Source organism: Methylophilus sp. E2MeOHC9, from assembly GCF_058744375.1.
The window spans coordinates 915,438-939,017 of record NZ_CP196024.1 but is presented as its reverse complement, the minus strand read 5'-3'; the positions used below and the strand labels follow the sequence as shown (position 1 = coordinate 939,017).

General features: G+C 51.8%; 21 protein-coding genes. 11 read left to right on the top strand and 10 right to left on the bottom strand.

What is annotated here, in order from left to right:
- Positions 1 to 260: 260 nt before the first annotated feature.
- From hemW to ACSSVF_RS04495, 3 genes are read right to left on the bottom strand one after another with little or no spacing between them, the layout of a single operon-like run.
- Positions 261 to 1,472 (bottom strand): radical SAM family heme chaperone HemW, encoded by a 1,212-nt coding sequence (gene hemW, locus ACSSVF_RS04505; RefSeq protein WP_492405772.1) that lies wholly within the window; start codon positions 1,470 to 1,472, stop codon positions 261 to 263.
- A 38-nt stretch (positions 1,473 to 1,510) separates the two neighbouring features.
- A complete protein-coding gene (locus ACSSVF_RS04500; protein ID WP_492405771.1) occupies positions 1,511 to 4,021 on the bottom strand; it encodes an ABC transporter permease in 2,511 nt (836 codons plus the stop codon).
- Positions 4,022 to 4,726 carry an ABC transporter ATP-binding protein gene (locus ACSSVF_RS04495; RefSeq protein ID WP_492405770.1) on the bottom strand — a complete coding sequence of 235 codons (705 nt, stop codon included), beginning with the start codon at positions 4,724 to 4,726 and terminating at the stop codon, positions 4,022 to 4,024. It lies immediately after the preceding gene.
- Between the two features lie 2 nt (positions 4,727 to 4,728).
- Here ACSSVF_RS04495 and ACSSVF_RS04490 point away from each other — a divergent pair, with 2 nt between their 5' ends.
- Positions 4,729 to 5,361 carry an arylesterase gene (locus tag ACSSVF_RS04490; protein WP_492405769.1) on the top strand — a complete coding sequence of 211 codons (633 nt, stop codon included), beginning with the start codon at positions 4,729 to 4,731 and terminating at the stop codon, positions 5,359 to 5,361.
- Between the two features lie 17 nt (positions 5,362 to 5,378).
- On the opposite strand, the gene ACSSVF_RS04485 is transcribed toward ACSSVF_RS04490, so the two are convergent.
- The 7 genes from ACSSVF_RS04485 to ACSSVF_RS04455 all read right to left on the bottom strand — a co-directional run bounded on the left by ACSSVF_RS04485 (position 5,379) and on the right by ACSSVF_RS04455 (position 12,273).
- The gene (locus ACSSVF_RS04485; protein WP_492405768.1) at positions 5,379 to 6,185 is read right to left on the bottom strand and encodes a hypothetical protein; all 807 of its coding nucleotides are present in this window, start codon (positions 6,183 to 6,185) and stop codon (positions 5,379 to 5,381) included.
- A 751-nt stretch (positions 6,186 to 6,936) separates the two neighbouring features.
- Positions 6,937 to 8,763 carry a DNA helicase RecQ gene (gene recQ, locus ACSSVF_RS04480; protein ID WP_492405767.1) on the bottom strand — a complete coding sequence of 609 codons (1,827 nt, stop codon included), beginning with the start codon at positions 8,761 to 8,763 and terminating at the stop codon, positions 6,937 to 6,939.
- A gap of 14 nt (positions 8,764 to 8,777) precedes the next feature.
- Positions 8,778 to 8,993: a hypothetical protein gene (locus tag ACSSVF_RS04475; RefSeq protein WP_492405766.1), complete on the bottom strand. Its 216-nt coding sequence runs from the start codon at positions 8,991 to 8,993 to the stop codon at positions 8,778 to 8,780.
- Positions 8,994 to 9,034: 41 nt separating this feature from the next.
- On the bottom strand, positions 9,035 to 9,655 hold the full coding sequence (gene rdgB / locus ACSSVF_RS04470; protein WP_492405765.1) for an RdgB/HAM1 family non-canonical purine NTP pyrophosphatase: 621 nt from the start codon (positions 9,653 to 9,655) through the stop codon (positions 9,035 to 9,037).
- A 1-nt stretch (position 9,656) separates the two neighbouring features.
- Positions 9,657 to 10,376 carry a ribonuclease PH gene (gene rph, locus ACSSVF_RS04465; protein WP_492405764.1) on the bottom strand — a complete coding sequence of 240 codons (720 nt, stop codon included), beginning with the start codon at positions 10,374 to 10,376 and terminating at the stop codon, positions 9,657 to 9,659.
- Between the two features lie 3 nt (positions 10,377 to 10,379).
- Entirely contained in the window at positions 10,380 to 11,309 is a 930-nt protein-coding gene (locus ACSSVF_RS04460; protein ID WP_492405763.1) for a PP2C family protein-serine/threonine phosphatase, read from the bottom strand.
- 28 nt (positions 11,310 to 11,337) lie between these two features.
- Complete coding sequence (locus ACSSVF_RS04455; RefSeq protein WP_442585069.1) at positions 11,338 to 12,273, bottom strand: serine/threonine protein kinase; 936 nt, start codon at positions 12,271 to 12,273, stop codon at positions 11,338 to 11,340.
- Positions 12,274 to 12,489: 216 nt separating this feature from the next.
- Here ACSSVF_RS04455 and ACSSVF_RS04450 point away from each other — a divergent pair, with 216 nt between their 5' ends.
- From ACSSVF_RS04450 to recG, 10 genes are all read left to right on the top strand, one after another.
- Complete coding sequence (locus ACSSVF_RS04450) at positions 12,490 to 13,383, top strand: YicC/YloC family endoribonuclease (RefSeq protein ID WP_492405762.1); 894 nt, start codon at positions 12,490 to 12,492, stop codon at positions 13,381 to 13,383.
- A gap of 108 nt (positions 13,384 to 13,491) precedes the next feature.
- Entirely contained in the window at positions 13,492 to 14,010 is a 519-nt protein-coding gene (locus tag ACSSVF_RS04445; RefSeq protein ID WP_492405761.1) for a hypothetical protein, read from the top strand.
- Positions 14,011 to 14,234: 224 nt separating this feature from the next.
- Positions 14,235 to 15,728 carry a circularly permuted type 2 ATP-grasp protein gene (locus ACSSVF_RS04440; protein WP_492405760.1) on the top strand — a complete coding sequence of 498 codons (1,494 nt, stop codon included), beginning with the start codon at positions 14,235 to 14,237 and terminating at the stop codon, positions 15,726 to 15,728.
- The gene (locus tag ACSSVF_RS04435; protein WP_492405759.1) at positions 15,722 to 16,666 is read left to right on the top strand and encodes an alpha-E domain-containing protein; all 945 of its coding nucleotides are present in this window, start codon (positions 15,722 to 15,724) and stop codon (positions 16,664 to 16,666) included. The genes ACSSVF_RS04440 and ACSSVF_RS04435 overlap by 7 nt, the downstream gene beginning before the upstream one ends.
- 80 nt (positions 16,667 to 16,746) lie before the next feature.
- Positions 16,747 to 17,580 (top strand): transglutaminase family protein, encoded by an 834-nt coding sequence (locus ACSSVF_RS04430; RefSeq protein ID WP_492405758.1) that lies wholly within the window; start codon positions 16,747 to 16,749, stop codon positions 17,578 to 17,580.
- Positions 17,581 to 17,666: 86 nt separating this feature from the next.
- The gene (locus ACSSVF_RS04425) at positions 17,667 to 18,404 is read left to right on the top strand and encodes a proteasome-type protease (RefSeq protein ID WP_492405757.1); all 738 of its coding nucleotides are present in this window, start codon (positions 17,667 to 17,669) and stop codon (positions 18,402 to 18,404) included.
- On the top strand, positions 18,404 to 19,015 hold the full coding sequence (gene gmk, locus ACSSVF_RS04420; protein WP_492406304.1) for a guanylate kinase: 612 nt from the start codon (positions 18,404 to 18,406) through the stop codon (positions 19,013 to 19,015). The genes ACSSVF_RS04425 and gmk overlap by 1 nt, the downstream gene beginning before the upstream one ends.
- A gap of 53 nt (positions 19,016 to 19,068) precedes the next feature.
- Positions 19,069 to 19,284, top strand: coding sequence for a DNA-directed RNA polymerase subunit omega (gene rpoZ, locus ACSSVF_RS04415; RefSeq protein WP_492405756.1), 216 nt, complete (start codon positions 19,069 to 19,071; stop codon positions 19,282 to 19,284).
- Between the two features lie 6 nt (positions 19,285 to 19,290).
- Complete coding sequence (locus ACSSVF_RS04410; protein WP_492405755.1) at positions 19,291 to 21,507, top strand: RelA/SpoT family protein; 2,217 nt, start codon at positions 19,291 to 19,293, stop codon at positions 21,505 to 21,507.
- Between the two features lie 20 nt (positions 21,508 to 21,527).
- A complete protein-coding gene (gene recG / locus ACSSVF_RS04405) occupies positions 21,528 to 23,579 on the top strand; it encodes an ATP-dependent DNA helicase RecG (RefSeq protein WP_492405754.1) in 2,052 nt (683 codons plus the stop codon).
- Position 23,580 lies beyond the last annotated feature (1 nt).

Genomic DNA, 23,580 nt, shown 5'->3' with positions numbered 1-23,580 from the left:
AAGCAAAGAAAAGTCACTCGCCTAGGGGCGAAAAGGAATGGTGCAATAAAGCAGCACCATCGAATGCTTAACCATCCAAAGAAATACCTATTAGAACTTCCAGCAAGTGCAACACTTGTTCTTTTTTAACCAAGCTATACATGAACCTGCCTAGATTCTCCCTTGCAGGGCGCACTGGCTTCTGCATAAGCCAGTCGTTTCGCAGGCAAAGAGCATGCTCTTTGAAACACCTGCTATGACCATTGAGTTTAAAAAATCACCTACTCCGGTAAAAACATCTCCAACAAGGTATTCAAAAACCGCTGCCCCAACAATGTCGGCACTATCCTCTGCGCCGTCTGTTGCAGCAACCCTTTCTCAACAGCCCGCTTCATGGTCGCTTGAATGCTTTGCAGCGGCAAACCCGTCCGTTGCTGAAACAATCCTACTTCAACCCCATCCACTAACCTTAACGCATTCATCATAAATTCAAACGCCAGATCCTCGCGTCCGATCTGCCATTCGTTATCAACCATCTGCCCTGTGGCCACAGATTCCAGATATTTCTTTGGATGCTTATGCCGGCTCTGGCGAATGATCTTGTCGTGAAAACTTAGTTTGGAATGAGCACCGGCACCAATACCCAGATAGTCGCCAAACGTCCAGTAATTCAGGTTGTGTTGACACTGCTGGCCGGGCTGGGAAAAACCTGATGTTTCGTAGTGCTGGTAACCATGGCTGGCGAGAATCTTCTCGATCTCTTCCTGCATGGTGGCGCTGGTATCGTCATCCGGCAAGCTGGGCGGCGTGCGGTGAAACGGCGTGTTGGGCTCTAGCGTCAGGTGATAAAACGACAAATGTGCAGGTTTCAGCTGGCAGGCGGTTTCGGCATCTTGCAATGCATCTTCCAGGCTTTGTTCTGGCAATGCATACATCACGTCCAGGTTCACTTTATCAAAGGTATTCAGCGCCAGCTCAGCCGCTGCGAGTGCCTGTTCACGGTCATGGATACGCCCCAGGGATTTCAGGTATTGCGGCTGGAAACTCTGTATACCCAGCGAAACACGATTCACGCCTGCCTCGCGGTAGCCCTTGAAATTTGCAATATCCACCGTACCGGGGTTCGCTTCCAGCGTGACTTCTGCGTCATATTCCAGTGGTGTAAGCATGCGCACGTGACTGAGGATTTTATCAATGGCTGCAGCAGAAAAAATACTGGGCGTGCCGCCCCCAAAAAACACGCTGCGGATTTTACGCCCCCACACCAGAGGCGTGGCTTGTTCGAGGTCAGCAATCAGCGCATCGACATACGCGGCCTCGGGTATCTCTTGCCGCGCTTCGTGCGAATTGAAGTCGCAATAAGGGCATTTGCGTACACACCAGGGGATATGGATATACAACGAAAGTGGCGGCGGATTGGTGAGGCCGCTCAGCGTGACGTCGCCTTGTAAGGGCGCGTCACTTAAACTGTTGGCAGGGTAAATCGGGATCATGCGTGCATTTTAACGTGTAACCGTTAAACAGCCTCTGATTAAATACTTTGCAGCAACACTCTGGGCGGTTGATTAAATTGATTACGCGCCACTAACCATGCCGCAAACGGCACCAGCACGATTGCCGCCAGCAAGGCCTGCACCGTGAACCAGGCATTGAACTGGTACTCGATATTGAGGATGAAAGTGGCCAGGTAATAGGCGGCGACATTGGTAAAAATATTGGCGACTATGCTGGCCAATATGCCTATACATAAAAACTCCACCAGCATGGCCAGTACCACTTGTTTTCTTGAAGCGCCCAGCACGCGCATCAAGGTGCTTTCCCGCACGCGTTCTTCGCGGGTCGCCATCAACGCGGCGTATAACACGGCCACACCGGCCAGCAGGCTAAAGCCAAACACAAACTCAATCGCGTAACTCATTTTGCTGAGCAAGCCCTGCAGTTGTTCCATCACCGCCGCCACATTAATAATCGTGAGGTTGGGAAACTGCTTGATCAGCTGATTCAACACGTTCTCGTTGCCAGCAGGCAGGTGAAAACTGGTCAGGTAATTGGCAGCATAACCATCCAGCACTTTGGGCGGCGTCACGGCAAAAAAGTTGACGTGCATGCTGTTCCACTCCACCTTACGCAAGCTGGTAATGGTGAGCTTGAGTTTGCTGCCCGCCACATCGTAAGAAAGTTGATCACCCAGTTTTAAATTGAGCGTCTCGGCCAGCCCTTGCTCTAAAGACAATTGCGGTTTACCTGCATCCTCGGCACGCCACCATTGCCCGGCCACCAATTCGTTGTCGGCTTGCATCTGCGCCGCCCATGAGAGATTGAATTCGCGCTCGGCCAGACGTTTGGCGCGGTCATCTTTGTAATCGTCGGTATTGATCGGCTTGCCGTTCACCGCTTCCAGGCGTGCGCGCACCATAAGGAAAATATCGGCATGCTGGATGGCATGTGCGGTCAGTAAATCATTAATGCCAGGAATCTGGTCTGCCTGGATATTGATCACAAAACGGTTAGGCGCATCTGCCGGTAACGAGGTTTGCCAGCTTTTTAGCAGATCATTGCGCACAAAAGCCAGCAGCAATACCGCCATTAAACCCATGCTTAAACCCACCACTTGGGCGATGGTTAATATGGGGCGACGCCTTAAACCCATCAGGCCAAGTTTGATGATGCCGAAATTTTGCACAGAGAATGACTGCACGATACGCAACCCGGCCAAGGCCAGGAAACCTGCCACCACGACTAATGCGATCAGCGCTGCGAATACGATTCCAGCCAGCTTGATATCGCCCGCATGCCAGAAAACCAGCCCTGCCAGCACCAGGAACGCAGGCATAAATACGATGGCATTCATACGCACATTACCTTCCAGGTCCTGACGCAGAATGCGTAATGCCGGTACTGCACGCAAGCGCATCAGTTGCGGCCACACGACTGTGAGCAAGGTCGCAAATCCTGTCGCCAGGCCTAGAAAAACCGGCATCCAGCCAGGGGCAGGCAAAGTTTCCAAAAACAGGCGCCCGGCCAGGATAGCCAGCCCGTGCTGGGCAGCAAAACCCAACACACAGCCAATCAGGCTGCCGGCTAGAGCCAGCAGCAAGGTCTGGTAAAGCAAAATCTGCGTAATCAGTTTTTTGGTCGCGCCAAAGCAGCGCATCAGCGCATAGGCATCCAGGCTTTTCTGCACATAGGGAATGCTCGCCAGCAACATGGCCACCATCGCCAGGATCACGCCGACCATGGAGGCAATACCCAGAAACTGCTGCGCTTTGTCGAGCGCGTTACGCATTTCCGGGCGTGCACTGCGGATATCGTCTACGCGTTCCCCACGCGCCAATTGCGGTTTCAGCCATTCGGCATAATTTTCTATCGATTGCTCGTCAACGTTATTGTCGCTGGCTACCAGCAACTGATATTTCACACGGCTGCCGAACTGAACCAAGCGGGTGGCAGCCACATCGGCGCTGTTCATAAACAAACGCGGCGCAATGCTGAACATATCGCCACCACGCGAAGGCTCCTGCAATACAAATGCGACAACAGTAAACTGGCTTTCGCCGACGCTGATCTCATCACCTATGTTCAATGCGAGTTTTTGCGCCAATCGCGGCTCCATCCATACCGTGCCGGGTGCGGGAATTTCTTCTGAAGCTTGTTCCGCCTTTGCCGTGGCCGCTGACTGCTTGCTGATGGTCAAATGGCCGCGCAGCGGGAAACCGGCTTCCACAGCCTTGATTTCAGCGAGTTCGCTACTGTCGTCTTTCACCACCATGCTGGAAAACTCTAATGCCTGCGTGACCCGGTATTGGCGCCGTTGTGCTTCCACCAGATAAGCGGCGGGGATGGCATGGTCTGAGTTCACCACCAAATCGGCGCCCAGCAGCACATTGCCCTGGGTTTGCATGCTGGACTTGATACGGTCAGTGAAAAAACTGACTGACGTAGTCGCCGTCACCGCTAATATCAGCGCGAACAGCAATACGCGGATTTCACCAGAAGACCACAGGCTGCGGCACTGGCGCCAGGCAATCGATAGCGCCAACATTTAATGCGCTCCTGAATTGTTGGCAATAGTGATCTCGTTTAGCACGCCATTCTGTAAACTCAACACCCGCTGGCAGCGCCTCGCCAGATTCATATCGTGTGTGACCAGCACCAGCGTCGTGCCGCTCTGCGCATTCAAATCAAACAACAGCTGAATAATCGCCTCACCGGTTGCGACATCCAGGTTACCAGTCGGCTCATCTGCAAATAAAATAGAAGGCTTGGCCGCAAATGCCCGAGCAATCGCCACCCGCTGCTGTTCGCCGCCCGACAATTGTTTTGGATAATGCGTGGCACGCGCTGCCAGGCCTACGCTTTCAAGTGCAGCGATGGCAATCGCTTGTGCATCACGGCGGCCTGCCAACTGCAAAGGCAGCATCACATTTTCCAACGCAGTCAGCGAGCCCAGTAATTGAAAGGATTGAAACACAAAGCCCATATGTTCAGCGCGTACCGCCGCACGGCCATCTTCATCCATCTGACCGATATCTTGACCGGCAATCAACACTTTTCCACTACTGGCGGTATCCAGCCCGGCCAGCAGGCCTAGCAAAGTAGATTTACCGGAACCGGAACTCCCAATGATTGCCAGCCTCTCACCCTTGGGCACAGCAAGATTCAAATTGGTCAGAATGGGGATTGTTGTATCATTGCTCACAACAGATTTACTTAAAGACAGCGCTTCAACAGCATAAGGGCTTTGCATTAATGACGTTCCGATTTCTAAAGATATTAGTCGTGTTACCTGGTTTATTGTTCATCAACTTGGTGATCGCCGATACTGCATCCAAACCAACGATACTGGTATTTGGGGATAGCTTATCCGCCGCCTACCGAATCCCCCAGGCACAAAGCTGGGTCAGTCTGCTGGCACAACGAGTGAAAGACAACCAATTACCCTACGAAGTTGCCAACGCCAGTGTGAGTGGTGAAACTACCGCTGGCGGACTCAGCCGTTTACCGGCAGCACTCAAGCAGTTTAAACCAAGCATCGTCGTGATAGAACTTGGCGCAAATGACGGCCTGCGGGCTTTATCGCTTGAGGCAATGAAGAGCAACCTGGAAAAAATGATACTCACCAGCAAGCAGGCTAATGCGCAGGTGGTTTTATTAGGCATGTTTATTCCGCCGAATTATGGCCCGAAATACACCAATGATTTTAAAGCGGTTTACCTGGATTTATCGGAGAAATACAAAACACCATTTATCCCGTTCTTTCTGGATGGTATCAGCGGCCATAGTGATCTGGTGCTGGAAGATGGACTGCACCCGAATGTGATTGCGCAGAAGAAGATATTGGAGAATGTTTGGCCGACTTTAAAACCGCTGCTAACAAAGTAAGGCCAATACATTAGTAGCTAAAAACCTGCGCGTTCAAGCCATCCTTGGAAAATAGCGGGAGTCAGTGTATGTGCTCTGATTTGAATGTCTTTCTTTGTAAAAAAAGACTCATCACTTCTATTTCCCCACTCAACAGAACTTCCTGGGGCACCTTCAAAAACTATGCCTATGAGACTCGGAAGTTGATCTGAAAAGAAAGAATAAACAGGCCCACCACTCATACCACTAAAATAATAACTGCTCTCATCCTCCAAAGAAGAGGCCATGAGAAAGCTATCTTCTTGTAAAGATATAGTTCTAGTTAAATCAGCAGTTACTCCCATAAGCGGCGCTTCAAGAAAACTATCCTTTTCTGTTTTATGTTCTGTCGGATATCCGAAGGCAATGGGTGACTTTAACTCTTGCCAAATTGGTTCAATCCAACTATCGAGGTTGATAGGCTCTTTATTTTTATTTGCCATATGTATCTCCTTAAATACAGCATCAAGTTTTACTATTGCTATATCTGGCGCTTTTGAGTCTTTTTCTTGAAGCGAGCGAAATAAACTCTGGTAGCCTTTATCTGTAAAAAAACCAAATTGGTACACTGTTCGAACTTCACCATGCACGGTTAGCCATTTTGCAGGATTCGAAGCAAACTGTTGTTTGAAAACGTGAGCACATGTTATTCCATATAATTGATTTTTATAGCTTACATATGTAATTGTTCCATTTGCTTTTTCAGGCGTATGCCCACCACTCATCCAAGGTGGAGACAAAAAAAGTGGCTCCGAATTTTTACAAGCTATTTTGTGTAATGCATCTTCATTCATTTCAAGAACCATTTTGGTTTTCCTTTAAAATTATTATTGTTTGATTTCACCAGTTACTTTTGCAATTCGCAATGCAATAGCTATAGCAAGTAGCAAAGGCTCAAACATAAGAAACACCTCTTGGAAAATATCCCGTTTTATATTAACGCGTAACATTGAGATAGCTTCCCACTGCTCATTAACATAAGTAGCTTCACGCCGAAACTGCTAAATGGACCATGTGAGACTCTGTTCTGAAACCAAATGATCGAGGTAACAAGTTTATATTTATAGGCTTGGAAATATCTTTTAATTTTTTTGGAAGTTCAGTGGCCACCTTTTAAACCATAAGCATGTCACATCGTATTCTTTTTATAAGTATATAAATTCTGGTTCTGGTGGAGAAGATTCCTACCGGACGAACGTTCTACAAATGGCATCACTTTTCCCAAATTGCACGGTAGAATTAAGCATTTCTATTGCTCCGCTCATTCGGCTCTGAGCTAGTAAAAGAAGATTTTCAGAAATATTATTCGTGGTACCTCCACAGCACCAATTAAACCTGATGCGACGACTCCAAGCCAAATGTATCCACCTTCTTCAAAGCTTTTTTATCAAGCCTAAGATGATATATAAGCAGCCAATGGGAAAAAATAAAAAATACCCTCAATATCCATTTTAGTTTGCACAAAAAATGGTATCGTAAATTCTGTATCCATAACGTAAAAATCTCCCCTCATTGTATAAGTGGATTTTTAAAATTGGTTTATAAATTCAAACGACATTAAGGCATCTCTTCCAACACTTGCAAAAATGCGTCCCCATACTTCTGCAATTTCGCCTGGCCTATGCCGCTGATCTGCCCCATCTCATCCAGAGTCTGCGGCTTGCGGTTATGGATCTCCAGCAAGGTACTATCGTGAAAGATCACATAAGGAGGTACGCCCTGCTCTCTTGCCAGTTCCAGCCGTTTGGCTTTGAGCGCTTGCCAGAGCGGGTCGTCATTGGCGCCGGCGAATGCTTCTTTGGCCCGGGCGCTACGCTCGGCTTTGCTCATGCGTTTTTCGGGTTCGGCATCGCGGCGTAGCCAGACTTCTTGTTCGCCTTTTAATACCGGCCTTGCTGCCTCAGTCAGTTTTAAGCCGCCGTAGGCAGCCATATCGGCTTCTAATAATCCAGCCGCGATCAGTTGCCGATAGACACCGCTCCATTGGTTTTGATTGAGGGTTTTACCTATGCCAAAAGTGCTGACTTTATCGTGATTAAAACGCTCGACTTGCGCAGTGATTTTGCCACTGAGCACATCGATTAAATGGCCGACACCGAATCTTTGCCCAGTGCGGAACACGCAGGAAAGTGCCATTTGTGCGACCTGGGTGGCTTGCCAGGTTTCGACCGGGTGCAGGCAGTTATCGCATTGCTCACAGGCTCCGGGATGGCTTTCACCGAAGTAGCGCAAAATGCTTTGGTGACGGCAGGCGGTGGATTCGCAGTAGCCGAGTAAGGCATCCAGTTTTAAACGTTCCAGCCGTTTGCGTTCTTCGGAAGCTTCGCCGCTATCCAGCATTTGCCGCATGGAGACGACATCGCCCATGCCGTAGACCATCCAGGCATTGGCGGGCAGGCCATCACGCCCGGCGCGGCCGGTTTCCTGGTAATAGCCTTCCATGCTTTTTGGCAGGTCCAGATGCGCGACAAAGCGTACGTTGGGTTTATCTATGCCCATGCCGAAAGCGATGGTCGCGACCATGATGATGCCTTCTTCGCGCAGGAAGCGGCGCTGGTGGACCTCGCGTAATTGCGCAGGTAACCCGGCGTGGTAAGGCAGCGCCGACCAGCCTTTTTCGACCAGCCAGGCAGCGGTTTCCTCAACTTTTCTGCGTGACAGGCAATAGATAATGCCAGCATCGTTGGCGTGTTCGCGTTCGAGAAATGCCTGCAATTGCTGGCGGGCGTTATTTTTGATGCCGACGTGATAACGGATATTCGGGCGATCGAAACTGGAGACAAACTGGCGGGCGTTTTCGAGATTGAGCTGGCTGATGATTTCGGCACGTGTCGGCGCATCGGCCGTAGCAGTCAGCGCGATACGCGGCACATCTGGAAAGCGGTTGTGCAACACGGTGAGCTGGCGGTATTCCGGCCGGAAATCATGGCCCCATTGCGATACACAATGCGCTTCATCAATCGCAAACAGGGCAAGGCCTGTGTGTTGTTGCACTTCGTCGAGCAGGCTTAAAAAACTGCCGACCATCAAGCGCTCGGGCGCGACATAGAGTAACTTGATTTCTCCGCTCACGACTTCGCGGGTGATGCGGGCATTATCTTCAGCGCTTAAACTGGAATTTAAAAAGGCAGCATTAACACCTAATTGTTGCAGCGCTTCGACCTGGTCCTGCATCAGGGCAATCAGCGGCGAGACGACGATCGCCAGGCCATCGCGCGCCAAGGCTGGGATTTGATAGCAAAGGGATTTACCACCGCCGGTGGGCATCAGCACCAGCGCATCCTGCCCGGCAATCACATGTTCAACAATGGCTTGTTGCTGGTGGCGGAACTGGTTATAACCGAAAACGTCGTGGAGGATTTGTTGCGGAGAGGAGCTTGCCATGTTGAATAGCAAGCCTAGATCTTGTTGTAGGGATTAATAAGCTGCTCAACTAACTTGTGAAGTGCTTCGCGCATTTGCGCTTCGCTGACTTCCATCAGCAAGCCATCTTCCAGCGCATCCTGGGCGATCTGCTTGAGTTCATCAAAATTTTCAGACATGACTTTGACTTTTTCGGTGCAGGAAACCACCGAACCATCGTCACGCACCCATTTGGGCCACTCATTTGTCATATGCTTGTTCTTTCACCTACCGTTTGTTTCGCTCGCTGCTTTTACTGGCTTTTTTCTAAAGCTTGCAGCAATTTTACCAAGGCCTGGCCACGGTGACTCATTTTACTTTTCACTTCCAGCGGTAATTCAGCCACTGTTTTGCGTGTTTCAATATCCATAAACAAAGGGTCATAGCCAAACCCTTCTGACCCGCGGAATTCGCGCAAAATCTCACCCAGCCACAGGCCATCTGCAATAATCGGTTGCGGATCATTGGGCGAGCGCACCAGCACCAGCACACTGTAAAAGTAAGCGCGGCGATCACTTTCACGCGACATCACTGTGAGCAGTTTATCGTTATTACGTTCATCCTGCGTGAGCAAACTATTCGCTGGCAACGGGCCTGCATAGCGCGCAGAAATCACGCCCGGTGCGCCTTGCAGGGCATGCACACATAAACCGGAATCATCAGCCAAGGCCGGTAAACCGGTGTGCTGGCTGGCATGTCGCGCTTTGGCCAATGCATTTTCAACAAAGGTTTCATACGGCTCCGGGCATTCAGGCACGTTGAATTCAGATTGCGACACAATCTCGATATTCAAGGGCGCCAGCACATGCGCGATTTCGCGGATTTTGCCTTTGTTACCAGAGGCGATCACCAGTTTGTTGAAAGCTAATGCCATGTTATTTCGCTAATGCCTGTTGTTGCAGCTTGGATAATTCCGCGATGCCTTTGGCCGCCAGGTCCAGCATCTCATTCATGGCATCGCGGCTGAAAGGCTCACCTTCGGCGGTGCCCTGGATCTCAACAAAGCCGCCGTTGCCGGTCATGACCACGTTCATGTCGGTATCACAATCGGAGTCTTCAATATAATCCAGGTCCAGCACCGGAACACCTTTGTACACGCCCACCGAAATCGCGCCCACCGAGTCTTTGATCGGGCTGACAGTGAGCAGGCCTTTTTGCAATAAGGTATTCACAGCATCGACCATGGCGACATAAGCGCCGGTAATACTGGCCGTGCGCGTGCCACCGTCGGCCTGGATCACGTCACAGTCAAAATGGATGGTACGCTCACCGAGTTTTTGCATATCGATCACCGCGCGCAAGCTGCGGCCTATCAGGCGCTGGATCTCCTGGGTGCGTCCGGTTTGCTTGCCTCTGGCAGCTTCCCTGTCCATGCGCGAACCGGTAGAGCGTGGCAACATGCCGTATTCGGCTGTCACCCAGCCCTGGTTTTTGCCTTTAAGGAAACCTGGTACTTTTTCCTCGATACTGGCAGTGCAAATGACGTGCGTATCGCCAAATTTCACTAATACCGAGCCTTCGGCATGTTTGGTGTAGCTGCGGATGATTTCAATACTGCGCAACTGATCGTTGGCACGTTCGCTCGGTCTGGTCATTCTTTAAGATTCCTCTTTTTTAATATGTTGCCGGGTTCTGCCCAGCGCGTCCTGTATATCGGCAATTGCTTTTTCAATTTCGTCGTCAGTCAAATCCAGTGCGTGCGGGTTGGGCATGGCACCAGCCTGGCTGAGCATGGTGGTAGTGCCATCGCCCGGTAAGTCCAAGGTTGAGACCGACAGCGGCGCGGTGTGACGCTCACCCCACTGCACGGCAATGGCGCTCATATTGTCACCAACGGTGATGCTGGCAGCATCGGCATCGTCCAGCAACCGCGTGATGCCATCCTGCATACTGGCCGCCAGCATATGCTGTGCCATGGTGATATCGGGCACGGTGTTCCACACACCATCCGAACATAGCAAAATCACATCACCCTCGCTAAGCGGGATGGGATCTGCCAGTTCAACCTGAGGTGGCTTGTCACCACCTACGCAATTATAGATTTTGTTGCGGTGCGGGTGATGTTCAATCTGCTCGGCAGTGATCCTGCCTTCACGCAATAATGATTGCACCACTGAATGGTCCTGGGTCTGGAATTCTTCGAGGCCGTTACGGTACAGATACAGACGGGAATCGCCTACGTGCGCACAAAACAATTTATTGTGCTGGATCAAAGCCACCACAATGGTGGTGCGTGGCGATTCGGCCAGTTTTTTGCGCACGCGCACATTTTCGATCACATCGTGCACCTGGGCGATCTGCTCGCGCAGAAACTGCGCCGGGTGCGCAATCATGGGCTCGGATTCCCGCTGGAAGGCTTCCACCATGCTTTTGACGGCGATCTCTGCCGCCACATCGCCGTGCTGGTGCCCGCCCATGCCATCGGCCAGCACCATTAAAATCGCATGCCTATGGTATGAGTAAGCCAGGCGATCCTGGTTATACGGACGCGGCCCCTGGCGACTGCCTTGCGCAATTGAAAATTTCATAGTCGCGAAAATCTCATCCCTGAAGGTCTCATAGTGGTTTGGTGAGCACTTTAATAATTTTATCGACCAAGGAGCCGCGTACGTCATCCGCCACATGCACCTCAATCATTTTCTTCTGCAATGAAAACACACTTTGTGGCCGCATCAGGTAATCAATCTGCATACAGTCATCAATAATCGACAACAGTTTTTCAGAATAGACCTGCTTGCCCAGTTCCACCGCAGGCACCAGCGTATCTTCATTCAGGCGGATATTGGCCGCCAGCGGTGATGAGCGTTGCAGACAGGCATACATGCTGGCCCCTATGCTGTAAATATCACTCCACGGCCCCAGATGCTTGCGGTCTATATATTGTTCCGGCGGCGCGAAGCCCGGCGTGTAGGTTGGCGCCAAGGTCACTTCAGACAAGGCCTGGCGCGCCGATCCGAAGTCCAGCAACACTGGCGAACCATCCAGCCGGATATAAATATTGGCCGGTTTGATATCCAGGTGCAACAACTTGCGCGTATGTACTTCGCGCAGGCCATTCAGCAGCTCCACAAACATGCGGATCATGAAGTTTTCCGGCACCGGCTGTGACAACGCCATGATGTAATCTTGTAGCGATTTGCCGCGCTCGTATTTCATGACCATATACACGGTGTTATTGGCGCGGAAGAAGTTTTTCACGCGCACAATATTCTTGTGCTCGATATTGGCCAGCGCCAGGCCTTCTTCAAAAAAACATTTCATGCCATGTTTGTAGGCGGCTTCGTTTTTGCCATTGGAACGGATATGCGTCTGGCCATCGCGCTTGGCCAGCGTGACCGGCATATATTCCTTGATAGCAACGGTGTTTTTCTGCTTATCCTGCGCCAGATAGACGAAGCTGAACCCACCCAGACTCAACACCCGTGTAATGGTGTAGTCATGCAGTTCGGTGCCCACAGGCAGGGCAATATCGATTTTATTGGCGAGCTTCACTAAAGGTATAACGTACGGATCATGGCTTTAATTAAGGGAAACACGAAATTAAGGGAATACAGAATCAGTGTTTATGCAGGCACATTGCTGCATTCCGCTTTTCCTTTAACTATGTTTACTTGTTATAACGCTATTTTCGCATATCGATACTGCATTTGATACAATCATCCGCTTAGCCTGAGTAGCAAGGCGTATAGAAGCAAGGTAAGTAAAAACATGACCGTAAAAAAGAATACCAACCAGCAACCCATCTTAAGCATGACAGGCTTTGCCAATAGCGAAACGCGCTTTCCGGCCGGCCTGTTGCTGATTGAACTGCGTGCGGTGAATCACCGCTACCTGGAACTGAACGTCAAAATTGAAGACAGCTTGCGCCAGTTTGAAGCGCTGGTCCGCGACCAGTTGCAGAGCAAGCTCGGACGCGGCAAGGTGGAATGCCGGCTGAACCTGAAAAGCGATAATGCCAGCGCAAACAAACTGGCATTGAACCCGGCCATGGTCACGCAGATCGCGCAGACACTGAAAGACCTTCACCAGCACTTTCCTCAAGCACAACCGGTCAACCTGGTCGATATATTCAAGCTGCCGGGCGTGTTACAAACCGAGGCCGTGGATACTGAAGCGCTGGCACACAGTGTGCAAAGCGGCCTTGCACAAGCGATTGATGAATTGATTGCGGCGCGTCAGCGCGAAGGCGAAAAACTCAAGCAGGTATTGCTGGACCGCCTGCAAGGCGTACGCGAGCAAATCGCCATTGTGAAACCGCTGCTGCCGCAGGCAATCCAGCAATATCAGGAAAAACTGACCACCAAACTGCGTGAAGCGATGCAGGCAGACGATGACCGCGTGCGTCAGGAAATCGTGCTCTATGCACAACGCACCGATGTAGATGAAGAGCTCGCGCGCTTGAACTCACACATTACGGAAATGGACCGCATCCTGACTGCAGGCGGCCCTGTCGGTAAAAAACTGGATTTCCTGATGCAGGAAATGAACCGCGAAGCCAATACCCTGGGTTCAAAATCGGTGGCGATCGAAACCACACAGGTTTCCATGCAGCTCAAGGTGCTGATCGAACAGATGCGTGAGCAGATCCAGAATATTGAATAACGCCACAACGATGCAAAATGTGACGCCGCAGCCATGCGGATGTCACCGTTTATTGAATGTATGATGCTATAGTCAATTTACTTCAATATACTCATAGGGTTTAGAAATATGCCTCTGTCCCGCTATGTTGTTCGCTACTGCCTGGTACTCGCCAGCTTATTCTCGCTCCCATCCTTCGCTGAAATAACCACTTTACCGATCCCCGACCAGGACTGGGGCATCACGTTTGATGCGCCCAAGCTGCGGCCTGTGAGGGAGGCAGATTCTAATGATCACTATATGTATTCTGCTAACGCAAATAATTTTGCCGTGACGCTGAATGTTGATACCCCTTCATGCACTGGCGGTGAGTCGCACGAAGCGGTACTGAATTGTTTTTGGCCTAAAGCCAGCAAAGACCCTTTGATCAATCCGGCCACAGTCGCCAAAAGCTGCAATAGCCAATATTGCAAACTGAGCTACGATTTTGAAAACACCTTTCAGGACGCTGCCATCAAACAAAAACATGTGCATTATCTGTTTGCTTACCGTGGCCGATGGGCGAACCTGCATGTAGCGGTTTCTAACCCCAAGGAAAGTGATCTGCAGTTGCTGGATAAATTTGCAACATCTGTGAGTTACAAATAACCCCCATTCTTTCGGTATTCAATGCCAGGCAGCTTACTTTAATGAGTCCTGGTTTCTGAGTTTGCACCCTATTCAGCACAACAAAACGCACCTAAATGGTGCGTTTTGTTTTTCATATCTTGCTGCCTACATTTTAAGCCACTGATTTAATTAAGAAATAATGTCTGGCACACGGCTTGCTCTTATGTAATTGATTTCTATAAGCAATGCAAAGGTCAAGGACCATGACGCAAACGGCCAAACAGTTTTTTGATGAAATGCAGGGGTATGGGGGCAATGTACGTGGCATCTATCAGGCATATGACCGCTGGTTGACGAATGTACCTACCCAGCAACTGGCGGCCAAACGGGCTGAAGCAGAGGTATTGTTCCGCCGCGTGGGGATTACTTTTAACGTGTATGGGGAAGAAGATGGCGCCGAGCGCCTGATCCCGTTTGATGTGATCCCACGCATGATTTCCGCCAGTGAGTGGGCGCATTTATCCAAAGGCGCAGTACAACGCGTGCGCGCCTTGAATATGTTCCTGCATGATATTTACCATGACCAGGAAATAATCAAGGCGGGCATTGTGCCGCACAGCATTTTAACCAATTCGCAATATCGCCCGGAAATGGTGGGCGTAGATGTGCCCAACCAGGTTTATGCACATGTGGCCGGGATAGACCTGGTGCGCACCAGCGAGTCTCAGTTTTATGTGCTGGAAGATAATTTGCGCACGCCTTCCGGCGTGTCGTACATGCTGGAAGACCGCAAAATGATGATGCGGCTGTTCCCTGACCTGTTCAAGAAATACCCGATCGCGCCAGTCGAGCATTACCCGCATGTGCTGCTCAACAATCTGCGCTCAGTCGCGCAAACCGGGGTCACTGACCCGACCGTGGTACTGCTTTCACCAGGTGCTTATAACAGCGCTTACTTTGAACATGCCTTCCTCGCCCAGCAAATGGGCATAGAGCTGGTGGAAGGCCAGGATTTGTTTGTCCGCAATAACGCCGTTTATATGCGCACCACGCAAGGCCCGCAAAGGGTGGACGTGATTTACCGCCGCATCGACGACGACTACATAGACCCTCTGGTTTTCAAGCCTGATTCCATGTTGGGCGTACCGGGTCTACTCTCTGTCTACCGCAATGGTGGCGTCACGTTGGCTAACGCCGTGGGCACCGGCGTCGCCGATGACAAGGCGACATATATCTATGTGCCGGAGATGATCAAATTCTACCTGGGTGAGTCTCCCATCCTGCAGAACGTGCCTACGTATCAACTCAGCAAGGAAGATGATCTGGCCTATGTGCTGGATCATCTGCCCGAGCTGGTCGTCAAGGAAGTGCAAGGCTCAGGCGGTTACGGCATGCTGGTTGGCCCGACCGCCAGCAAACAGGAAATCGAAGAATTCAGGTTACGCATTGTTTCCAGGCCGGCGAACTACATTGCGCAGCCGACACTGGCGCTTTCCACCTGCCCGACTCTGGTCGACCAAGGCATTGCGCCGCGGCATGTCGATCTGCGCCCGTTTGTACTTTCTGGCAAAACCGTCAGCGTGGTACCGGGTGGATTATCCCGCGTGGCCCTCAAGGAGGGTTCACTGGTAGTCAACTCGTCACAGGGCGGCGGCACCAAGGATACCTGGGTGCTGGAACGTGATGATGTATGTATAGAACAAACGCAGTCGCAAATGGCTGCCCAACTCCAGCGTCAAGAGGCCGTGATATGTTAAGTCGAACCGCAGAACATTTATATTGGATGGCGCGTTATATCGAGCGTGCCGAAAACGTGGCGCGGGTGCTGGAGGTGACTTACAGCATGTCGCTGCTGCCTACTGACGCCAGCAACGAAGAGGCGTTATGGGATAGCGTGCTGGAAATCGCCGGGGTCCGCGATATTTATGACAGCACTTACGATGACCTCAATGCCGCCCATGTTATTCAACACCTGGTGATGGACAGCAATAACCCCTCCAGCATTTACAGCTCTTTGCGTAATGCCCGCGAAAATGCGCGTGCGGTGCGAGTCGCCATGACAGTGGAAACCTGGGAAAACATGAACACGCTGTGGCTGGAGTTTGACCAATATATCAAGCAGGATTTGACTCAGTCTGGCCTCAACGAATTTTGTGAATGGGTAAAAAGCCGCTCGCACTTGTTCCGCGGTGTCTGCTTTGGCACCATGCTGCGTGATGAAGCGTTCAGTTTTGTCCGGCTGGGGACGTTTATGGAGCGCGCTGACAATACCGCGCGCCTGCTGGATGTGAAATACGAATTCTTGATCCCCCTGCAGGAAGCTAACGAAGGCGCGGTGGATTATTACGAATGGAGTGCCGTACTGCGCTCCGTGGCCGCTTTCCAGGCTTATCAGAAAGTCTACCGCGACGCGATCGAGCCGACCAAAGTCTCTGAATTGCTCATATTGCGTGAAGACATGCCGCGCTCTTTACACGCCTGCTACGCCGAGATCATGCCGATTTTGCGGCAGGTGGCCGGTAGCCGGCAAACCGAGGCCGAACGCCTGGCCGGGCAAATGCATGCAAAACTACACTATGGCCGCATGCTGGATATCGTCAAAGACGGCGTACACCATTTCCTGGATGAATTTATCCTGGCGAATCGCAAACTGGGTGAAGAGATTCAGCGTAATTTTTTAAGTGCGACCGCCTGATTACTGATGCCACAGCGGATATCAAATATCAGTGCCAAAGCGTCTCCACTTTGCAATCGAATTGCGGCTAAGCCACGCTCATGCTGCTGAATATCGAGCATCAAACGCAATATATTTACAGTGAAGCAGCGCAGTACACCATTCAACAACTGCGCCTGACACCGCGCGATGGCATGGGCCAGCAGGTGAAACATTGGGAGATTAAAGTCAACGGCCAATGTCACGCCTTTGAAGATACCTACGGCAATCTCACCCACACGCTGGTGATAGACCAGCCGCATCAGGAACTGCTGATTTCAGTGGCAGGCGAGGTAGAAACCGGGGTTGAAAACCCGGCCTCTCACCAGCCCTTGCCAGCAGCGCTATATTTGCGCGAATCCCCACTCACGCAGGCGGATGCTGCCATGACAGCCTTTGCCAGCCAGTTTGCCCAGGCGCCGTTAACAGACATGATGCATGCACTGCGTGACAAAATGGACTACATCAAAGGCGCGACGCAGGTGAATACACCGGCTGCCGAAGCTTTCAGGCTGGGCAAAGGCGTCTGCCAGGACCATGCGCATGCATTTATCGGTTGTTGCCGCAGTTTGGGCGTACCAGCTCGCTATGTCAGCGGTTACCTGTTTACCGAAGATGGCAGCCTGATGCAAACCCATGCCTGGGTCGACGTCTGGCAAAACGAGGCGTGGCTCGGGCTGGATGTCTCCAATGGCATGTGGACCAATGAAACCCATGTGCGGCTGGCGGTTGGCCTGGATTACCGCAGTGCCAGCCCGGTGACCGGCACCCGCATTGGCGGCGGCATGGAGGGCATGTCCAGTACGGTCAGTGTCAATCAAACCGTGCTGACACATGAACAGCGCCAACGTCATCAAGACCAGCTCTATCAACAAGCGCTCTCCGCACAGCAATAAACCAGCCGTTTGTGGCAGTAGAGTCGTGCAGACGGCCCGTGCTATCATGTCACTTTAGCGACTCCGCTTTTTTCTTCCATACCGTTATGACATATTGTGTAGGCATCCTGCTGGAACAAGGGCTGGTGCTCGCGTCTGACACACGTACTAACGCGGGTGTTGACCAGGTAGCCATTGCCCCCAAAACGCATGTATTTGAAATCACTGGCGAGCGTGTGATTGTGCTGCTCACCGCCGGCAATCTTGCGATCACGCAATCGGTGGTCAACCTGCTGCGTGAGCAGATTAAAGAGCCCGAACCAGGGACGCCCAACCTGAACAACGTGCACTCCCTGTTTGAAGCTGCCAGCGTCGTAGGCGCAGGCATGCGCAGCATCTATCACCGGGATGGTGAATCACTCAAGGAACATGGCATCGATTTCACTGCCAGCATCCTGGTGGCCGGGCAAATCAAAGGTGAGAAACCACGGCTGTTCAATGTGTATGCGGCTGGCAACTTTATTGAAGCCACTTCGGATACACCTTACCTGCAGATTGGCGAAACCAAATATGGTAAACCCATCATAGACCGCGTGATCAATTACCAGACCGATATGATGGAAGCCGTCAAATGTGTGCTGATTTCATTTGATTCCACCATCCGTAGCAATATTTCTGTCGCCATGCCTATCGATTTAATGATTTACCGCACCGACACCCTGACTGCCGATTGCCGCCAGCGCCTGACCGAACGCGACCCGTATTACGCCAGCGTACATAAAGGCTGGGGCGAAGGATTGAAAACGGTGTTTTCTTCATTGCCTAATCCGGAATGGGGTGCATGATGAGCCATGGCCATTTATTTGTGATTTCTGCCGCTTCCGGCGCCGGTAAAACCAGCCTGGTGCGCGCCATGCTGGCGCAAGACCCGCTACTTAAATTATCGGTTTCGCACACCACCCGCGAGCCACGTCCGGGCGAAGAAGACGGTATTCATTACCACTTTGTGCCTGAAGCCGCATTCATGGAGATTCTGGAACAAGGCGGCTTCCTTGAAAGTGCGCATGTGCACAGCGCCCGTTATGGCACTGCGCAAAGCGAAGTGGAAAATGCCCTGGCGGAAGGGCGCGATGTCATTCTGGAAATCGACTGGCAAGGCGCACAGCAGATCCGCACCCTTTTTCCGCAGGCGACTTCTATTTTTATTTTGCCACCCTCTATTGAGGCGCTTTCACACCGATTGAACAGCCGCGGACAGGACAGCGAGGCCGTGATTGCCCGCCGCTTAGCCGCTGCGCGTGAGGAGATGCGTCACGTGCATGAGTTTGATTATGTTACAATTAATGACAATTTTGACGTGGCGCTGCAGGATTTAATCGCCATTGTGCGTGCCAAGCGCTTGCAGCTTGACCGCCAGGTTGCTTGCCACGCGTCACTGATTCAATTACTCACCTGATACCAGCGCAATCCGCCGCTGATCTGTGATTCAATACAATGTAAAGGTTTTATATGGCTCGTATTACCGTCGATGATTGCTTGGACAACATCCCTAATCGTTTTCAACTCACCCTGGTAGCCGCTTACCGCGCGAGACAAATCGCCAATGGTTCCGACCCGCTAGTTGCCGGTTATGCACAGAAAGACAAACCGACCGTGATTGCCCTGCGTGAAATTGCAGCCGGCAAAATTGGTGTTGAGATCCTGGAAAAAAAAGGGCAGGCTTAAGCAGTCATGCCGCACACCCAAGGTGACCATGCCTATCGTAAGTCTAAATCACCGCTAGAAGAAGCAGACTTACTCCCAGCCGACCGTGAGGATTCCCCCCTCACGCAGCTGATCCGTAAATACCTCAACGAAGAAGAAGTACAGCTGGTCTGGCAGGCGTATCGTTACGCCGAGCAGGCGCACGCCGGTCAAACACGTAAAACCGGCGAACCCTACATCACCCACCCGATTTCTGTGGCCTGCATACTGGCCAAGCTGCACCTGGATTTGCCCACCCTGCTCGCTGCGTTGCTGCACGATGTGGTGGAAGATACGGATATCAATAGCGCCGAGATCGCCGAAAAATTTGGCAAGCAGGTCGCTGACCTGGTCGATGGCCTGACCAAGCTGGACAAAGTCGAACTGCAAACTGCCACCCAGGCGCAGGCAGAAAACTTCCGTAAAATGCTGCTGGCCATGAGCCAGGATGTACGCGTGATCCTGGTCAAACTGGCCGACCGCTTGCACAACATGCAGACCATGGACGCCATGCGTCCGGAAAAACAAAAGCGCATTGCGCGTGAAACCCTGGATATTTACGCGCCGATTGCCAATCGCTTGGGCCTGAACCCTATCTTTCACGAGCTGGAAGACCTGAGCCTTAAGTATTTATACCCCAACCGTTATCGCGTGATTGATAAGGCCATCCGCACCGCGCGCGGTAATCGCAAAGAAGTCATCAGCAAAATCCTGGAAGCGATCCAGAACCAGCTCACGAATTATCAACTTGAATTCAATGTAGAAGGTCGCGAAAAGCACCTTTTTAGCATTTACAAGAAAATGAGCGAAAAATCGATGAAATTGTCGCAAATTGGCGACATTTACGGTTTTCGCGTGATTGTGAAAGATACGGCCGCCTGCTATCTGGCACTGGGCGCACTACATGCCCTATACAAGCCGATCCCCGGCCGTTTTAAAGACTATATCGCTATCCCCAAAGCCAACGGTTATCAATCGCTGCATACCACTTTGTTTGGCCCGTTCGGCACGCCGATAGAAGTACAGATCCGCAGCCAGGAAATGCACAATATCGCCGACGCGGGCGTGGCGGCGCACTGGTTATACAAAACCACAGATGCGCACCTGACTAAACTGCAACAGCAAACACATCAGTGGCTGCAGCGCCTGGTAGAGATCCAGACCGAGAGTGACGACAGTCATGAGTTCCTGGAAAACTTCAAAGTCGATCTTTTCCCGGACGAAGTCTACATTTTCACGCCCAAAGGCAACATTATGGCGCTACCACGTGGTTCTACCGCAGTGGATTTTGCCTACGCCGTACACTCAGATGTCGGTAATAGTTGCGTGGCGGTCAAGATCAATAACGAACTGGCACCACTGCGTACTGAAATGCGTAATGGCGACCATGTTGAAATCATCACGGCACCGCTGGCCAAACCTAACCCGGCCTGGCTCAATTATGTGGTCACTGGCAAGGCGCGTTCGCATATCCGCCATTACCTGAAAACAGTGAAAGTAGAAGAATCTGCCCAACTGGGCGAGCGCATGCTCAACGTGGCTTTGCGCGCCATGCATATACAGCCGGGCGATATTTCTGACAAGCAATGGCAAAAAGTCATGAATGACTACGGTGCCAAAACCCGGCAAACCATACTTACGGATATTGGCCTGGGCAAACGTAACAGCCTGATGGTTGCGCACCAATTGCTGGCACACCCGGCGGATGCTGAAGATAAAACCAGCAAGACACTGGACACCATTACTATCCGCGGTTCCGAGGGCATGGCGGTGCAGTTTGCCCCTTGCTGCCGCCCTATCCCTGGTGACCCTATCCTGGGCTTTATCAATAAAGACAAAGGACTGGTCATCCATACCCATGATTGCCAGGCCATACGCAAATTCAAGCTGGATCCGGAAAAATGGCTGGATGTGGAATGGGATGCTGACCCGAAAAAACTGTTCAGCGTCAACCTGCGTATCTCTGTGGTGGATGAGCGCGGCATGCTGGCAAAAATTGCAGCCACCATTGCCAATGCAGACGCCAATATTGATAACGTCAGCGTTGAATCCAGTGATGGCAGCCAGTACTCCAATGTGAACTTCACCGTACAGGTACACAACCGCGTGCATCTGGCGACCCTGATCCGTAACCTGCGCAAAATCCAGCAAGTGGTGCGTATCAACCGGGTCAAGGGCAACCAGCTGGAACAACGTATCCAGTAAACGGCGGGTGACTGGCCAGCATGCCTTCCTTGAGCGATATCCGAGGTTTCACCCCTGCCGTATGCAGCCAGATGGAAAAGCTGGGCATATACACGCCGCAGGCCTTATTGCTGCATCTACCGCTACGCTACTTGGACGAAACACATGTCACCGCCATTCGTGACTTAAGGCTGGGCGAACAAGCCCAGATTGAAGGCGTGGTGGTGCATAATGAAGTCAGTTACAAGCCACGCAAAATGCTCAATGTGCGGGTGCAGGACGACTCCGGCATCATCAATTTACGCTTTATCCATTTCTACCCCAGCCAGATCACCGCCCTGCAAACCGGCACCCGTATCCGTGCGTTTGGGGAAGTTCGTCCCGGATTCTTCGGCTATGAGATGGTGCACCCCCAGCAGCGCAAGGTCAAAGAAGACACGCCAGTCAGTACCGCGCTGACGCCGGTGTACCCGACCACCGCAGGCCTGAGCCAGAACACTATCCGCAAAGCCGTCAACCTGGTGTTAAACGCTGATTATTTGCAGGAAACACTGCCGGATTGGGCCTATCACACGCTGCAATTACCAGACTTTGCCAGCAGCCTGCAGCAACTGCACCAGCCCAGCCCGGAGATTGCTTTATCCGCCCTGGAAAACCGCAGCCATCCCGCCTGGCAGCGGCTAGCTTATGACGAGTTGCTGGCGCAACAATTATCCATGCGCCAGCACTATGCGCGTCGCAAACAAGGCCATGCCCCTGCTGCTGCACCCTCTAAACAACTGGTGTCACAATTACTGGCCAGCCTGCCATTCGCCTTGACCATGGCGCAGCAGAAAGTGGTCGCCGAGATCAGCCACGACCTGAGCCAGCCACACCCGATGCAGCGTCTTTTGCTAGGCGATGTCGGCAGTGGCAAAACCATCGTCGCCTGCCTGGCAGCCTTGCAGATGATAGAACAAGGCTGGCAGGTTGCCATCATGGCGCCAACGGAGATCCTGGCGGAACAGCATTACAAGAAACTCAGCGGCTGGTTACAGCCTTTGGGCATAGAGATCGCCTGGCTGACCGGTAGCCAGAATAAGAAAACACGTGAGCACTCACTGGCGCGCATTGCCAATGGTGAAGCCATACTGGCCATAGGCACACATGCCTTATTCCAGGAAGAAGTCCAGTTCAAACAATTGGGGTTAGCCATTGTCGATGAACAGCATCGTTTTGGCGTACACCAGCGGCTGGCACTGCGTAAAAAAGGCCAGCGCACCAACCTCGAACCGCACCAGCTCATGATGTCGGCCACGCCGATTCCGCGCACCCTCTCCATGAGTTATTACGCCGACCTCGATGTCTCCGTCATTGATGCACTCCCACCCGGCCGTACGCCAGTGGCGACCAAGCTGGTGGCAGATGACCGCCGTGAAGAGATTTTGCAACGGGTACGCGAGGCCTGCGCCCAGGGCCATCAGGCTTACTGGGTGTGTCCGCTGATTGAGGAATCGGAAACCCTGCAATTACAAACGGCTAACGATACCTATGCTTATATGCAGGAAGCTTTTCCTGAATTAAAGGTAGGCCTGGTGCATGGCCGCATGAAGCCAGCGGAAAAGCAGGCGGTGATGCAGGCATTTGCCGCCAACGAAACCCATTTGCTGGTGGCGACCACAGTGATTGAAGTCGGCGTAGACGTGCCGAATGCCAGCCTGATGGTGATTGATCATGCGGAACGCATGGGCTTGAGCCAATTGCACCAGTTGCGCGGGCGCGTGGGACGCGGCGCGGCAAAAAGTACCTGTATCCTGCTCTATAGTAAACAGCAATGTTCGCAGATAGGCCGCGCCAGGTTAAAGGTGATCTACGAAAGTAATGATGGTTTCCACATTGCCCAGGCCGACTTGCAATTGCGCGGCCCTGGCGAATTGCTCGGCACGCGCCAGAGTGGCGTGCCCATGCTGAAAATTGCTGACCTGGAACGCGATGTCGACTTACTGGAACAGGCCAAGCAGGTGGCAGATCAACTTTTGCTTAAGACACCCGAAGCAGTCGCCGCGCATCTGCAACGCTGGTTGAGTCACGGTGACGAACTGGTGAAGGTATAAC

What these genes read in the sequence shown, in the direction of transcription:
- ACSSVF_RS04490 (WP_492405769.1), top strand. Translation starts at nt 4,729, where the DNA reads ATGACGTTCCGATTTCTAAAGATATTAGTCGTGTTACCTGGTTTATTG.
- ACSSVF_RS04450 (WP_492405762.1), top strand. Translation starts at nt 12,490, where the DNA reads ATGACCGTAAAAAAGAATACCAACCAGCAACCCATCTTAAGCATGACA.
- ACSSVF_RS04435 (WP_492405759.1), top strand. Translation starts at nt 15,722, where the DNA reads ATGTTAAGTCGAACCGCAGAACATTTATATTGGATGGCGCGTTATATC.
- ACSSVF_RS04425 (WP_492405757.1), top strand. Translation starts at nt 17,667, where the DNA reads ATGACATATTGTGTAGGCATCCTGCTGGAACAAGGGCTGGTGCTCGCG.
- ACSSVF_RS04430 (WP_492405758.1), top strand. Translation starts at nt 16,747, where the DNA reads ATGCTGCTGAATATCGAGCATCAAACGCAATATATTTACAGTGAAGCA.
- ACSSVF_RS04410 (WP_492405755.1), top strand. Translation starts at nt 19,291, where the DNA reads ATGCCGCACACCCAAGGTGACCATGCCTATCGTAAGTCTAAATCACCG.
- ACSSVF_RS04495 (WP_492405770.1), bottom strand. Translation starts at nt 4,726, where the DNA reads ATGCAAAGCCCTTATGCTGTTGAAGCGCTGTCTTTAAGTAAATCTGTT.
- recQ (WP_492405767.1), bottom strand. Translation starts at nt 8,763, where the DNA reads ATGGCAAGCTCCTCTCCGCAACAAATCCTCCACGACGTTTTCGGTTAT.
- ACSSVF_RS04485 (WP_492405768.1), bottom strand. Translation starts at nt 6,185, where the DNA reads ATGGTTCTTGAAATGAATGAAGATGCATTACACAAAATAGCTTGTAAA.
- ACSSVF_RS04500 (WP_492405771.1), bottom strand. Translation starts at nt 4,021, where the DNA reads ATGTTGGCGCTATCGATTGCCTGGCGCCAGTGCCGCAGCCTGTGGTCT.
- hemW (WP_492405772.1), bottom strand. Translation starts at nt 1,472, where the DNA reads ATGATCCCGATTTACCCTGCCAACAGTTTAAGTGACGCGCCCTTACAA.
- rph (WP_492405764.1), bottom strand. Translation starts at nt 10,376, where the DNA reads ATGACCAGACCGAGCGAACGTGCCAACGATCAGTTGCGCAGTATTGAA.
- rpoZ (WP_492405756.1), top strand. Translation starts at nt 19,069, where the DNA reads ATGGCTCGTATTACCGTCGATGATTGCTTGGACAACATCCCTAATCGT.
- ACSSVF_RS04445 (WP_492405761.1), top strand. Translation starts at nt 13,492, where the DNA reads ATGCCTCTGTCCCGCTATGTTGTTCGCTACTGCCTGGTACTCGCCAGC.
- ACSSVF_RS04440 (WP_492405760.1), top strand. Translation starts at nt 14,235, where the DNA reads ATGACGCAAACGGCCAAACAGTTTTTTGATGAAATGCAGGGGTATGGG.
- ACSSVF_RS04460 (WP_492405763.1), bottom strand. Translation starts at nt 11,309, where the DNA reads ATGAAATTTTCAATTGCGCAAGGCAGTCGCCAGGGGCCGCGTCCGTAT.
- ACSSVF_RS04475 (WP_492405766.1), bottom strand. Translation starts at nt 8,993, where the DNA reads ATGACAAATGAGTGGCCCAAATGGGTGCGTGACGATGGTTCGGTGGTT.
- recG (WP_492405754.1), top strand. Translation starts at nt 21,528, where the DNA reads ATGCCTTCCTTGAGCGATATCCGAGGTTTCACCCCTGCCGTATGCAGC.
- gmk (WP_492406304.1), top strand. Translation starts at nt 18,404, where the DNA reads ATGAGCCATGGCCATTTATTTGTGATTTCTGCCGCTTCCGGCGCCGGT.
- rdgB (WP_492405765.1), bottom strand. Translation starts at nt 9,655, where the DNA reads ATGGCATTAGCTTTCAACAAACTGGTGATCGCCTCTGGTAACAAAGGC.